This is a genomic window from Mycobacterium sp. TH-M106 (genome assembly GCF_057473765.1).
The window spans coordinates 1-12,999 of the sequence record NZ_JBYCLE010000074.1; the positions used below are offsets into that span (position 1 = coordinate 1).

General features: G+C 66.0%; 15 protein-coding genes and 1 tRNA gene. 6 read left to right on the forward strand and 10 right to left on the reverse strand.

The genetic code is table 11. The features are described from left to right. The first annotated feature begins 244 nt into the window (after window positions 1–244). Window positions 245–1,456: a L,D-transpeptidase gene (locus tag AC2VOP_RS02475; protein WP_486959500.1), complete on the forward strand. Its 1,212-nt coding sequence runs from the start codon at window positions 245–247 to the stop codon at window positions 1,454–1,456. Window positions 1,457–1,580: 124 nt separating this feature from the next. Here AC2VOP_RS02475 and AC2VOP_RS02480 read toward each other — a convergent pair whose 3' ends face one another. The 5 genes from AC2VOP_RS02480 to orn all read right to left on the reverse strand — a co-directional run bounded on the left by AC2VOP_RS02480 (window position 1,581) and on the right by orn (window position 4,048). Continuing rightward, a complete protein-coding gene (locus tag AC2VOP_RS02480; protein WP_486959501.1) occupies window positions 1,581–2,297 on the reverse strand; it encodes a DUF5642 family protein in 717 nt (238 codons plus the stop codon). 116 nt (window positions 2,298–2,413) lie between these two features. Further along, on the reverse strand, window positions 2,414–2,716 hold the full coding sequence (locus tag AC2VOP_RS02485; protein WP_486959502.1) for a helix-turn-helix domain-containing protein: 303 nt from the start codon (window positions 2,714–2,716) through the stop codon (window positions 2,414–2,416). Beyond that, entirely contained in the window at window positions 2,713–3,042 is a 330-nt protein-coding gene (locus AC2VOP_RS02490) for a type II toxin-antitoxin system RelE/ParE family toxin (protein WP_486959503.1), read from the reverse strand. The genes AC2VOP_RS02485 and AC2VOP_RS02490 overlap by 4 nt, the downstream gene beginning before the upstream one ends. A 265-nt stretch (window positions 3,043–3,307) precedes the next feature. Continuing rightward, a tRNA-His gene (locus tag AC2VOP_RS02495) sits at window positions 3,308–3,380 on the reverse strand. Window positions 3,381–3,433: 53 nt separating this feature from the next. After that, complete coding sequence (orn, locus tag AC2VOP_RS02500; RefSeq protein ID WP_486959512.1) at window positions 3,434–4,048, reverse strand: oligoribonuclease; 615 nt, start codon at window positions 4,046–4,048, stop codon at window positions 3,434–3,436. Between the two features lie 114 nt (window positions 4,049–4,162). On the opposite strand from orn, the gene AC2VOP_RS02505 reads away from it, so the two are divergent. Further along, window positions 4,163–5,755, forward strand: a complete 1,593-nt coding sequence (locus AC2VOP_RS02505) for a helicase HerA-like domain-containing protein (RefSeq protein ID WP_486959504.1) — start codon at window positions 4,163–4,165, stop codon at window positions 5,753–5,755. Window positions 5,756–5,757: 2 nt separating this feature from the next. Here the strand turns inward: AC2VOP_RS02505 and cmrA are convergent, their stop codons facing one another. From cmrA to AC2VOP_RS02520, 3 genes are all read right to left on the reverse strand, one after another. Beyond that, window positions 5,758–6,564 (reverse strand): mycolate reductase, encoded by an 807-nt coding sequence (gene cmrA / locus AC2VOP_RS02510; protein WP_486959505.1) that lies wholly within the window; start codon window positions 6,562–6,564, stop codon window positions 5,758–5,760. A 61-nt stretch (window positions 6,565–6,625) separates the two neighbouring features. Beyond that, the gene (locus tag AC2VOP_RS02515; RefSeq protein WP_486959506.1) at window positions 6,626–7,411 is read right to left on the reverse strand and encodes an MmpS family transport accessory protein; all 786 of its coding nucleotides are present in this window, start codon (window positions 7,409–7,411) and stop codon (window positions 6,626–6,628) included. Between the two features lie 55 nt (window positions 7,412–7,466). After that, window positions 7,467–8,120 carry an SACE_7040 family transcriptional regulator gene (locus tag AC2VOP_RS02520; RefSeq protein ID WP_486959507.1) on the reverse strand — a complete coding sequence of 218 codons (654 nt, stop codon included), beginning with the start codon at window positions 8,118–8,120 and terminating at the stop codon, window positions 7,467–7,469. 95 nt (window positions 8,121–8,215) lie between these two features. Between AC2VOP_RS02520 and AC2VOP_RS02525 the strand changes: the two genes are divergently transcribed. After that, window positions 8,216–9,865 (forward strand): AMP-binding protein, encoded by a 1,650-nt coding sequence (locus tag AC2VOP_RS02525; protein WP_486959513.1) that lies wholly within the window; start codon window positions 8,216–8,218, stop codon window positions 9,863–9,865. A 70-nt stretch (window positions 9,866–9,935) separates the two neighbouring features. Here the strand turns inward: AC2VOP_RS02525 and AC2VOP_RS02530 are convergent, their stop codons facing one another. Together AC2VOP_RS02530 and AC2VOP_RS02535 are read right to left on the reverse strand one after the other, a co-directional pair. Beyond that, the gene (locus AC2VOP_RS02530) at window positions 9,936–10,265 is read right to left on the reverse strand and encodes a hypothetical protein (protein WP_486959508.1); all 330 of its coding nucleotides are present in this window, start codon (window positions 10,263–10,265) and stop codon (window positions 9,936–9,938) included. A 5-nt stretch (window positions 10,266–10,270) separates the two neighbouring features. Beyond that, window positions 10,271–10,729, reverse strand: a complete 459-nt coding sequence (locus AC2VOP_RS02535; RefSeq protein WP_486959509.1) for a CdiA C-terminal domain-containing protein — start codon at window positions 10,727–10,729, stop codon at window positions 10,271–10,273. A gap of 96 nt (window positions 10,730–10,825) precedes the next feature. Here AC2VOP_RS02535 and AC2VOP_RS02540 point away from each other — a divergent pair, with 96 nt between their 5' ends. The 3 genes from AC2VOP_RS02540 to AC2VOP_RS02550 form a co-directional block, all read left to right on the forward strand. Next, complete coding sequence (locus AC2VOP_RS02540) at window positions 10,826–11,572, forward strand: CoA transferase subunit A (RefSeq protein WP_486959514.1); 747 nt, start codon at window positions 10,826–10,828, stop codon at window positions 11,570–11,572. Next, window positions 11,569–12,213, forward strand: coding sequence for a CoA transferase subunit B (locus tag AC2VOP_RS02545; RefSeq protein ID WP_486959510.1), 645 nt, complete (start codon window positions 11,569–11,571; stop codon window positions 12,211–12,213). Before AC2VOP_RS02540 ends, AC2VOP_RS02545 begins: the two co-directional genes overlap by 4 nt. Then, window positions 12,210–12,999, forward strand: a 790-nt coding sequence (locus AC2VOP_RS02550; protein WP_486959511.1) for a carboxyl transferase domain-containing protein, incomplete at its 3' end; no start/stop codon positions are given. The genes AC2VOP_RS02545 and AC2VOP_RS02550, both read left to right, overlap by 4 nt.

Here is a 12,999-nt window from a genome sequence, read left to right on the forward strand (position 1 = left end):
GTTTCGAACCCCGGACCCGCTGATTAAGAGTCAGCTGCTCTACCAACTGAGCTAACGGCGCGAGACGGCCTGGACCGCGAGTGCGACAATAACAGCCACCACGGCAAGTGGCGAGTCCTCGACTTTTCACGTTTGGGCCAGAACCGCTGTCCGCATCGTATGACGCCTGATCCTTTAGACTACTGCCGAGTGGTGGGCGAGGGTCGGAGTAAGGGTCTGAGTGAGGATCTCGGTGAGTAGCGGCATGGCTTCGACGTCCCGTTGGTGTGGACACCGATCCCGGTTGACGGCGTCGCTGGTGATCCCTGCGGTGGTGCTGGGCCTTGGCGCCTGCGGCGGCAACGACGGCCCGGAACCGGCCAAGGTCATCAGCGACAAAGGCACCCCCTTCGGCGATCTACTCATCCCGAAGCTGACTGCCTCGGTGACCGAAGGGGCGGTCGACGTGGCGGTGGACACCCCGGTGAAGGTCACTGCAGAGGGCGGGGTGCTGGGTGCGGTCACCATGGTCAATGAAAACGGTAAGGTAGTCGACGGCCAACTCAGCCCGGACGGCCTGACCTGGTCGACCATTGAGCCGCTCGGCTACAACCGCCGCTACACACTGAACGCCAAATCGCTCGGGCTGGGTGGGGTGACCGTCCGGCAGATGGCCTTTCAGACCCATTCACCGCAAAACCTGACGATGCCCTATGTCACGCCGAGCAACGGCGAAGTGGTGGGCGTCGGCCAGCCGGTGGCGATCCGGTTCGACGAGAACATCGCCAACCGCCTTGCGGCCCAGAAGGCCATCAAGATCACCACCGACCCCCCGGTCCGGGGTGCGTTCTACTGGCTGAACAACCGCGAAGTGCGTTGGCGGCCACAATCTTTCTGGGCACCCGGCACCAGTGTCGAGGTCGCAGTCAACACCTACGGCGTCGACTTGGGCAACGGGGTGTTCGGCCAGGACAGTCTGACCACGCACTTCACCATCGGCGACGAGGTCATCGCGACGGTCGATGACGACACCAAGTCGATGGTCGTCCGGATCAACGGCGACGTGGCAAAGACCATGCCGGTCTCGATGGGCAAGAACAGCACCCCGACCAACAACGGCACCTACCTCGTCGGTGCCCGGTTCAACCACATGGTCATGGACTCGTCGACGTACGGGGTGCCGGTCAACTCGCCCAACGGGTATCGCACCGAGGTCGACTGGGCGACGCAGATCTCCTACAGCGGGATATTCGTGCACTCGGCGCCCTGGTCGGTCGGTGCGCAGGGCTATAGCAACACCAGCCACGGCTGCCTCAACGTCAGCCCCAGCAACGCGTTGTGGTTCTTCGAGAACACCAAGCGCGGTGACGTGGTGGAGATCACCAATACGGTCGGGCCGACGTTGCCGGGCACCGAGGGTCTCGGTGACTGGAACATCCCCTGGGAGCAGTGGCAGGCCGGCAACGCCGACGACTGAGTTCCTCGCTCCTCGGCAGACGTGAGACAGCCGCCGAGTGCCCAGCGGTCCGTCGGGCGGCTGCGGCAACCTCACCGTGTCGCCGTTCGTCGCGCTGGCGCGACCAGACGGGTGACGCCAGTTGTTACCGGTTGACGATGACGGCGGCTGCGGCCTTTGTCAGCAGGTCCGACGTGAGCCGCTCGGGGTGGAGTTGTGCGTCGGTGTTGCCCATCACGACGATGGCGGTGCGATCATCGAGTCTCGCCGTGAAGACATACTCAGGATTCCTGTCTTCCGGGCTCAATTTGATCCCCGTGGTGGTGGCGCCGGCGATGGTCGGAGCGTCAATCTGTTCAGCCGGCCCGGCCACATCGGGGGAGCCGGATATCACCAGACCCAAACCGCAGCCCTCGGGCTTCTCTCCGACCGGAAGCGGCTGGGATGACCGGAGGGCAACCACGTCAATGCTTCCCTGGTCACCGCGCGCGTTGATCCCTGCCGCCTGCGCACCGACCGAAGGCACGGCGTAGGACGGGAGGACCACTGCGCGGCACTTGGGCGGCACAATGCGGGCCTCGGTCAAAGCGGTGATGCGGGAACTGTCGTTGTCGGGCTGGCTTACCGGCTTGGCGGGGTAAGCCGCCACTGTGAATCCCGGGGGAAAACCGTTTTTGATGTTGTCGACCCGCGAGATGTCGTATTCGACGACACGCGGTGGTGTCGACGTTGGTGAGGACGCCGCAGGTGGGTTCGTCGGCTTGGTGTCGGCGGCATTTCCGCACGCGACGAGCAAACCGCCTGCGCTGAGCACGAGCAGAAACGATGCGATTTTCATGGTTCTGAGCAGCGACCACGCCATCCCCCAAGCCTAAAGCAGCAGTTCTCGTCAGCTTCGGGCTGCAGGGCGGCAACGGCAATGGCGGCTCCACATAACGTGATCGCGTGCGGACCCAGTCCAAGACAGAGGCATCGTTCTCAGACGCGCGCCGTCAGCGCGATGCTCAACTCCTGCCCGGTGGCCTCGGTCAGTCGTTCGAGCAGGTCGATGGACGGGATGCGGCCACCACCTTCGATTTCAGCAATGGCCGGCTGGGTGGTCCGCATCCGCTTAGCGAGCTCGGTCTGGGTCAGGCCGCACGCGGTGCAGGCGTCGTAAAACATCTCCGCGACACGCATGGCAACGCCGGCCTTGCTGTACGCCTCGTCGTAGACAGCGCGCTCGTCGGCGGTCATCTCGCCGTCGCGAGCCGCGCGGCGCTTGCGGTAGTTGACGGTCATGTCTTGTTCTTCCCCACTCTGCGCGAGAGCACCTTTCGGGCTCTGGTGACTTCCTTTGATTCGTTTTGACGCTGCTTTTGGAACGTGGTCAGTGTGATGATCGCGTCTTCGACGGTGTAGGTGATGCGCCGGTTGACGCCCTCGCAGCGGAATCGCAGTTCGTAGAGCTTGCCCGTCAGATATTTGCAATGCGGCATCCGAAGTTTGGGACCGTATTCCGCCAGAAGGTCGAGCGCCCGGACTCGGGCTCCCGGACGATCAACTTCACCACCGCGGAGGTATCCATGTAGATCATCGGTCCTCACGCAACTCGGCCAGGACCGCACTGAAGTCCCGCTGCGGCAGACTGTCGGTGTCGATCGAAGCGAGATTCCCGCGGCGGCGGGCCGGTCTCATGGAGCCGCTGGCAATGAGGCTGTTTCGTGTTCGGTCAGTTGTGGTGACCGGAACCAGCCGCGCGACCAGCCGGCCCCGCATCGTTACCGACAGCTCCTCACCCGCTTCCACCCGTCGGGGCCTATCGACGCGGCGGCCTGAGCCGCCCTGAACCACCCTGAACCACCCGGGCAAAACGGCATTTTCACGCGTCGGGGTGAGTGACGGGACTCGAACCCGCGACACCCAGGATCACAACCTGGTGCTCTACCAACTGAACTACACTCACCATCGCCGCCCGATCCCGCGGTCCCCCGCACGCGAAAGGCGGCGACGTCGATACTAGCTGCTGGGGTGCTCGCAGGCCGAATCAATTTCTCCGGTCGCACCCTCGTCGGCCCCGAATTCGGCAGCGATCGCCGCGACGTCGCTGGTGGACGGCCCGGGCGGGGCTACGAAGACGGCGCGCCGGTAGAACTTCAGCTCACGAATGGACTCGTGGATGTCAGCGAGCGCCCGGTGCGCTAGTCCTTTGGCCGGCTGGCCGTAGTAGATCCGCGGGTACCAGCGCCGGCACAGTTCCTTGATCGAGCTGACGTCGACCATCCGGTAGTGCAGGTAGGAGTCCAGGGTGGGCATGTCACGAGCCAGGAAACCCCGGTCGGTGGCGATCGAATTGCCGGCCAGAGGCACCATCTTGGCTTGCTTGACGTGCGTGCGGACGTAGTCGAGCACCATCGCCTCGGCGGTCGCCACGTCGACGGTGGAGGCCCTGACCTCCTCGATGAGGCCAGACCGGCTGTGCATCTCCGCGACGATGTCGATCATCGACGCCAATGCGGCGTCGTCGGTGTGGATCACCACGTCGACACCGTCGCCGAGGATGTTCAGCTCGCCGTCGGTGACCAGGGCCGCGATCTCGATCAGCTTGTCCGAGCCCAGGTCCAGGCCGGTCATCTCACAGTCGACCCAGACCAGTTCGTCTCGTGCTCCGCTCACAATAGACTCACGTTAGCTGCTCACCGGCCTGCGGCGACGCCCGCCCAAGCCCAGCCAAGTAGTGTCGTCACGATGAGCCCTGAATTCACACCGCGCTCAGCAGAGGCTGCCGCAGCGCAGATCGCGAGCGGCTACGCCGTCGGCGGACCGGCTCTGGAGCTGGGCACCGTGGTCGTCGACGGCACCGCCGACCCCGCCGCGCAGGTCCGCATCCCGCTGTCCACCATCAACAGGCACGGCCTGGTGGCCGGAGCCACCGGCACCGGCAAGACCAAAACGCTGCAGGTGATCGCCGAGCAGTTGTCCGCCGCCGGCGTACCGGTGCTGATGGCCGACGTCAAGGGTGACCTGTCCGGGCTGGCCCGGGCCGGTGAGCCAGGCGACAAGATCACCGAGCGCGCCAAGGAGACCGGCGACGACTGGGCGCCGACCGCCTTCCCGGTGGAGTTCCTGTCGCTGGGCACCGGCGGGATCGGCGTGCCGGTGCGAGCCACGATCTCCAGCTTCGGCCCCATCCTGCTGTCGAAGGTGTTGGGGCTCAACCCGACTGGGGAATCAACCCTCGGCTTGATCTTTCATTGGGCGGACCAGAAGGGCCTGGCGCTGCTGGATCTGAAGGATTTGCGCTCGGTGATCAGCTATCTCACCAGCGACGAGGGCAAACCCGAACTGAAAAACCTTGGGGCGGTGTCCTCAGCCACCGCTGGCGTGATCCTGCGTGCGCTGGTCAGCCTGGAAGCCGAGGGCGCTGACACCTTCTTCGGTGAGCCGGAACTCAAACCCCAAGATCTGATGCGCACCGACGACAAAGGCCACGGTGTCATCTCGCTGCTGGAGTTGGGTGATCAGGCCAGCCGCCCAGTGCTGTTCTCCACTTTCCTGATGTGGGTGCTCGCCGACCTGTTCACGTTCCTGCCCGAGGTCGGCGACGTCGACAAACCCAAACTGGTGTTCTTCTTCGACGAGGCGCACCTGTTGTTCACCGAGGCCTCCAAGGCGTTCCTGCAACAGGTGGAACAGACCGTCAAGCTGATCCGCTCCAAGGGCGTCGGCGTTTTCTTCTGCACTCAGCTGCCCACCGACGTACCCAACGACGTGTTGTCCCAATTGGGTGCACGTGTGCAGCATGCGTTGCGGGCGTTCACCCCCGACGACCAGAAGGCGCTCAGCAGGACTGTGCGCACCTACCCGAAAACCACGATCTACGACCTGGAGTCGGCGCTGACATCGCTGGGTATCGGCGAAGCGATCGTCACCGTCCTCTCCGAGAAGGGCGCTCCGACACCGGTCGCCTGGACCAGACTGCGGCCACCGCGGTCGCTGATGGCCGCCCTCGGTGACGACGCGATCAGCGCGGCCGCCAAAGCCAGCCCGCTGCAGACCGAATACGGTCAGACCATCGACCGCGAGTCGGCTTATGAGCTTCTGAAAACCAAACTAGCTCCGGCGCAGCAGGATTCCGAGGCAGGCAATGTAGGCAATGTAGGCAACGCACTGCCAACAGCAGAGTCGAAGCGGCCACACTGGTGGACGCGCATGTGGCGCTGGTTCACCGGCCTGTTCTCAAGTCCCGGGGCTAGGAGCTTCGCACGCTCGGCCGGCACAGCGATGGGCCGCGAAATCGTCCGCGGCATGATGGGCACCGGACGCCGCCGGCGCTACTGAACTCACCCGCCGCCCAGCTTCTTGTAGACGAAGCCCACGATCGGCGTGACGACAGCGCGCGGGCTGTACTGACTGGCAACCGACATCGCCTTGGACGTGACCCCGGGTACGACACGCATCTTGTTGCGCTGCAACGCATCCAGCGACACCTTCGCGGTGTGCTCTGTCGAAATCCAGAGAAAGTCCGGTATCAGCCTGTCGACCAGCGACGCCTCGGCCGCATCGGGCATCTCGGTGCGCACCGGCCCCGGTGCCAGCAGCGTGACGTGTACGCCGCAACGGCGCAGCTCCCCGCGCAGCGACTCGCTGAAGGTGTTGACGAACGCTTTGGTAGCGGCATAGGTGGCATTGTTGGGGATCGGTGAATTACCCGCCGCCGAGCCGGAAATCAGGATGCCGCCGGCCCCACGCTCGACCATGCCTGGCAGCACCGCCAGCACCAGGTCGTGCACCGCCACCGCGTTCAGCTGCACCTGGGACCGCTCGGCCGCGGCGTCGAGCGTGGCAACCGGACCGAACGTCGCGGTGCCGGCGTTGGCGCACAGTATCGAGATATTGCGGCCGGCCAACTCGCTGGCCAGCTTGGCCCGCTGCTCCGGGTCGGCGAGATCAACCGGACGCACCTCGACAGCGACCCGGTACCTGTCGGACAGCCGAGCAGCCAGGTCGTTGAGGACATCCTCGCGGCGCGCGGTGATGATCAGCCCGTGGCCGCGGGCCGCCAGCTCGGTGGCCAGCGCCTCGCCGATGTTCTGGGAAGCTCCGGTGACGACGGCACGCGCGTCCGGGCTGGGGGCGGGCACGGCCATGCGGCAATCGTAGAGTGCCGACAATGGGGTCCGGCCGCCTGGCCGCCGCGCTTGCGGGGTTTTAGCCGGGCACCGCGCAGATGGTGACGATGGTGCCTGTGCGCTGCCGCACCTGGGCCCCGTCCACGGTGACTGAGCAGGTGACTTCCTCGCCGATATTGACCACCGTGACGCTGGCCGATTTCGATGCCGGGGGCGTCAGGCTCACCTGCTTGCTCCACGGCAGCACCACATTGAACTCGGTCTGCAGCACACCGCCGGTTTCGATGTAGGCGATGCTGATCGCCCGGCCCTGGCCGGTGACGCTGTAGACGACGGCCTGCGCCTCGCCCGCGGTGGTCGACTCGGTGGGCGGCGGCGGTTCCGTGCTGGTGGTCGGCGACGGCAGCCGAGTCGTGGTCGGCGGTATCTGCGGCGACGGGGTCGTGCCCGGAATCGACGGCAACGGCGAAACCGCGGTCGGCCTCTTCGTCGTTCCGTTGGCGACCATCAACGCCACGACCAGGCCGACGACCAGCAGCACCGCTCCACCGGCCAGCAGAAACAGCCAACGCGGCGACCTGGGTGGCTTGGGTGGTTGCGGCTGCCCGCCCCCGTCACCGTAGGCCGGGCTTCCCGGCGGCTGACCCGGCGGCGGCTGGCCCGGCGCCCAGGGTGGTTGCGAAAGCTGCGTGGTCGGGTTCTGGGTGTTCTGAGTGTGTTGCGGCAGGTATCCCGCACCGTAGGTCGGCAACTGGCCCGCGTAAGCCGGGTCGACGTACGGCGGATAGCTCACCGGTGCCGCCTCGGTTGGTTCGGCGGTGTGACGGGTCGGATCGAACCCCACGGGTCGACGCGGATCGCTCATGCCCACCTCATGGCATGCAGGGTACCTGTGCGCGCACAACCTCGCAGTGCCGCAGTTATCTGGCGGCCCTGCTTCCCGCGACGGCCAGCGCTGCGACGGTCATCGCCCGCATGGCGGCGCGCGCGCAGACCGTGCTGGGCGGCCTGAACGGCTTGGTGCCGGACGGTTTCATGCTGTGCGGAGTCGAGTTCAGCAGCCCGAACACCGCGTGTGCCATCAGCCTGGCGTCGGACTCGGCCAACCCGGTGTTCAATTGGCGCAGCACGCCCACCCAGACCTCGACATACTGGCGCTGCGCGCTGCGTACCTGGCGTTCGGCTGCCGGCGGCAGATGCGCCAGATCACGGTCCTGGATGCGGATCAGGTCGGGTTCGCTCAGCGCGAAGTCGAGGTGAAAATCTATCAGGCCGTCCAGCACGGCGGCCGGGTTCTCACCGCGGGAGCTGACGTCGCGCGCCCCGGCCAGCAGGCGGGTGCTGATCCCGACCAGCAGTTCGACCAGCAACGCTTCCTTGTTGGGGAAATGCCGGTAGATGGCCGGGCCGCTGACCCCGGCCGCGGCGCCGATGTCTTCCAGCCGCACCGCCAGGAAACCGCGCTCGGCGAAGAGTCGCTCGGCAGCCGCCAGTAACTGGGTGCGCCGGTCGGATTTCAGCTGGCTGCGGCGGTTGGCGGGCTCGGCCCGACCGGCCGGGGCCGACGCTGCCATCTGGGGCCTCCGTTGCTGCTCACCGTGGACACGTGAGTTAACCGTCACTAACATAGCACGTGTCAGGCGCGGTGAACTCGGTCATTGGGGACGTGGTGGCAACCGTGGAATCCGCGGAACACGAAGGACTCTCGGCAGGGCTGTCCTACGCGCGCGGAGAGTCCCGACCGTCGTTGTTGGAGACGACCATCGGTGCTGCGCTGGCCGCCACCGCCGCCGCATACCCGGATCGGGACGCGCTGGTCGACATCGCGGCGCGGCGGAGCTGGACCTATGCCGAGCTGCTCGATGATGTGCGCCGGTTGGCGAGCGGGCTGATCCGGGTCGGCATCGGCCCCGGTGATCGGGTGGGCATCTGGGCGCCGAACCGCTGGGAATGGGTGCTCGTGCAGTACGCCACCGCCGAGATCGGCGCGCTGTTGGTCAACATCAACCCCGCCTACCGCGCCCACGAACTGCAGTACGCGCTGCAGCAGTCCGGGTTGGTGATGGTGATCTCCGCGCCCAGCTTCAAAACCTCTGACTACCGGGCGTTGCTCAGCGACGTGGCGCCGTGCTGTGCAGAGCTGCGTGAGGTCGTTTTTCTCGGCAGCGAGCGCTGGAACGCGCTGGCCGGTGGGGAAGCTGACGTGGCCGAGCTGGCTCAGATCGCGGCAACGCTGGATAGCCGCGACCCGATTAACATCCAATACACCTCTGGCACAACGGGGTACCCAAAGGGTGCCACGCTGAGCCACCGCAACATCCTCAACAACGGCTATCTGGTTGGCCAGCTGCTGGGCTACACCGAGGCCGACCGGATCTGTGTGCCGGTGCCGTTCTATCACTGTTTCGGGATGGTGCTGGGGAACCTGGCGGCGGTCAGCCACGGCGCGGCCATAGTGATACCGGCGCCCGGTTTCGACGCCGGCGCCACGCTGCGCGCGGTGGCCGGCGAGGGATGCACCAGCCTATACGGGGTGCCCACCATGTTCATCGCCGAACTTGGCCTGCCCGACTTCGCCGACTACGACCTGAGCAGTCTGCGCACCGGGATCATGGCCGGCTCGCCGTGTCCGGTGGAGGTGATGCGCCGGGTGATCGAGGACATGCACATGCCCGAGGTGGCGATCTGCTACGGCATGACCGAGACCTCTCCGGTGTCGGTCCAGACCCGCCGCGACGACTCGATGGAACGCCGAGTCGCCACGGTGGGCCGGGTCTGCCCACACCTGGAGATCAAAGTCACCGACCCGGGCACGGGTCAGATTCTGCCGCTCGGAGTTGCCGGCGAGTTCTGCACCCGCGGCTATTCGGTGATGACCGGGTACTGGAACGACCCGGCGCGAACCGCCGAGGTCATCGACACCGACGGCTGGATGCACAGCGGCGACCTAGCCGTGATGGACGCCGACGGGTATGTGCGGATCACCGGCCGGATCAAGGACATGGTCATCCGCGGCGGGGAGAACATCTACCCGCGCGAGATCGAAGAAGTCCTCTATACCCACCCCGACGTCGTCGACGCACAAGTCATCGGGGTACCCGACGACACCTACGGCGAGGAGCTGATGGCGGTAATCACCCTGCGTGACGGGGCGGCCGCGCTCACCGTCGAAGGGCTGCGTGTGTTCTGCACTAAGCGGTTGGCGCACTTCAAAATTCCGCGATATCTGCGGATCGTGGACGAACTCCCGATGACAGTCACCGGCAAGATCCGCAAAGACGAGCTGCGCCGCCAGGCGATCGAGTACTTGCGTGAGTGACCGCCCCGGGGGATCTTCCCACTGATTGGCTGCGCGGCTGGAGCTTGTCGGTGCGGCACGTTGCTTGGTGTTAGGCGTGTGCCTTCGTTCGAGACGCGATGATGTCTTCGGCGTCGTCGGAGTCAAGTCGCAGATCCCATGCCGTGCGGGCGGCGAGGGCGTCATAGATGTTGCGGGCCAGTTGCTGGCGGGCGGAGATCGGATCACCGGCTCGAAGCACTTGTACTACGTGCCCGCCGGAGACCTCCGGGTCGGCGATGACTTGCAATGCGGCTTGGTTGTCATCAGCCGGGTATAGCCAACCGCCATGGTCGATACCCTGCGTCTCCTCGATCACCGCTCGGATAACATCGGTGAGCGACGGACCCGAACCAACGATGATGTAGTCCATGTTCGCCATTCGCCTCACCTCCCGATTCTGATGTCCAATGGGCCACGGTCCGTGGTCCGACCAACTATCCACACGACGGATAGTTCAGGATACCGCCGCAGCGCCTCACCAGCTGTGCACGATGCCTCGTCGATGCTGATCTCGGTGCGCGAGATGTCGAACACGACCCGTCCAGATTGCGCTGCGCCACGACCGAGCCGCCTCACCAGGGTGTTCCGATTCGACGACGTTGGAGACTTTATCTCCCAGCGCTGGCTATTGATCTCGATGTCGGCCGTCTTTCCGAGGCTGTCTGCCGGTATGAATCGGACGTCGTGGCCTAAGTCCGCCAGCCAGCGTGCGGTGTCGATCTCGTGTTGACGCAGATTTCGGACGGCATGTCGATCGACAGCCCCGCGGAGTGGTTCCTCGCCGCCTGGCACCGGGGGCGTTGACTCGGCCTTCTTTGCATCTGCACGTCGTTTGCGGTTCATTGCGTTGAAGGATGTCATCGAACGGCGACACGCTGACGTGCCCGGCAAACGGTGTTAATCTCTATTAACTGAAGTCGAGGAGGTTCCCGGGTGGCGATGGACAAGGTCGTGGCGACGGCCGCGGCAGCCGTCGCCGACGTGACCGACGGGGCGTCACTGGCTGTGGGCGGGTTCGGTCTGTGCGGCGTACCCGAGGCGCTGATCGCTGCGCTGGCCGACCTCGGAGTCGGCGGTCTGGAGACGGTCTCGAACAACTGCGGCGTGGACGGAGTCGGATTGGGCCTGCTGTTGGCGCAGAAAAAGATTCGCCGCACCATCAGCTCCTATGTGGGGGAGAACAAGGAATTCGCCCGGCAGTATCTCGCCGGTGAGTTGGAGGTGGAGTTGACCCCGCAGGGCACCCTGGCCGAGCGGCTGCGGGCTGGCGGCGCCGGAATTCCGGCGTTCTACACACCCACCGGGGTGGGCACCCAGGTCGCCGACGGCGGCCTGCCGTGGCGCTACGACTCCTCCGGTGGGGTAGCGGTCGCTTCGCCGCCGAAGGAGACCCGCGAGTTCGACGGTTGCACTTACGTTCTGGAGCACGCGATCCGCACCGACTTCGCGCTGGTGCACGCGTGGAAGGGCGATAGGCACGGCAACCTGGTCTACCGCGAGGCGGCGGCCAACTTCAACCCGGACTGCGCGGCGGCGGGCCGCATCACCATCGCCGAAGTCGAGCACCTCGTCGAGCCCGGCGAGATTGACCCGGCGCAGGTGCACACCCCGGGTGTCTATGTGCAGCGGGTGGTGCACGTGCCCGACCCGGTGAAGCGGATTGAGCGGAAGACGGTGCGGAAATGACCGGCTGGACCAGAGACGAGTTGGCCGCGCGGGTCGCGGCCGAGTTACGCGACGGGCAGTATGTCAACCTCGGTATCGGACTGCCCACACTCGTCCCCAACCACATTCCGGCCGGTGTCACCGTCGTGCTGCATTCGGAGAACGGAATCCTCGGTGTGGGGCCGTACCCGCGGCGCGAGGACCTCGACGCCGACTTGATCAACGCCGGCAAGGAGACGGTGACCACGCTGGCGGGTGCGGCGTTCTTCTCCTCCTCGACCTCGTTCGGCGTGATCCGCGGCGGCCACCTCGACGTGGCGGTGCTGGGCGGTATGCAGGTGTCGGCCGCTGGTGACCTGGCCAACTGGATGATCCCGGGCACCATGGTCAAGGGCATGGGCGGGGCGATGGACCTGGTGCACGGTGCGCGGCGGGTCATCGTGATGATGGAGCACACCGCCCGCGACGGCAGCGCGAAGATCGTCGAGCGCTGCACGCTGCCGCTGACCGGTGCGCGCTGCGTGGACCGCATCATCACCGACCTTGCCGTCATCGACGTCGACGACGACGGCCTGAGGTTGGTCGAAACCGCCCCCGGAGTCTCCGTCGACGAGGTGGCCGCCAAAACCGAACCGCCGCTTAAACTTCGGGTTGCGCCATGACGGCCCACGCTGTCCCAGAAGCCGCTTTCACCTTCGCCGCCGAGCATCGCCGCCTGGTCGCCGAGCTGAAGGAGAAGCTGACCAGCGTCGCGCGCGGTGGCAGTGAACGCTCCCGGCAGCGGCATGTCGCGCGCGGCAAGCTGTTGCCGCGCGAGCGGGTGGACCGGCTGCTCGATCCGGGAAGTCCGTTTTTAGAGCTGGCGCCGCTGGCCGCCGACGGCATGTACGACGGCGAGTGTCCCGGAGCCGGGATCATCACCGGGATCGGGCGGGTAGCGGCGCGGGAGTGCGTGATCGTCGCCAACGACGCGACGGTCAAGGGTGGCACCTACTACCCAATGACGGTCAAGAAGCATCTGCGCGCACAGGAAGTGGCGCTGCACAATCGGCTGCCGTGCCTGTACCTGGTGGACTCCGGTGGCGCGTTCCTGCCCCGCCAGGACGACGTCTTCCCCGACCGCGAGCACTTCGGCCGGATCTTCTACAACCAGGCGACCATGAGCGCCAAGGGCATACCGCAGGTGGCGGCGGTTCTGGGCTCGTGCACCGCGGGCGGTGCCTACGTGCCGGCGATGAGCGACGAAGCCGTCATCGTGCGTGAGCAGGGCACGATCTTCCTCGGCGGCCCGCCGCTGGTCAAAGCCGCCACCGGCGAGGTCGTCACCGCCGAGCAGCTCGGCGGCGGCGAGCTGCACTCGCGGGTCTCCGGGGTCACCGATCATCTGGCCGACGACGACGAACACGCGCTGCGCATCGTCCGTCGCATCGCCGCCACCTTCGGTCCGC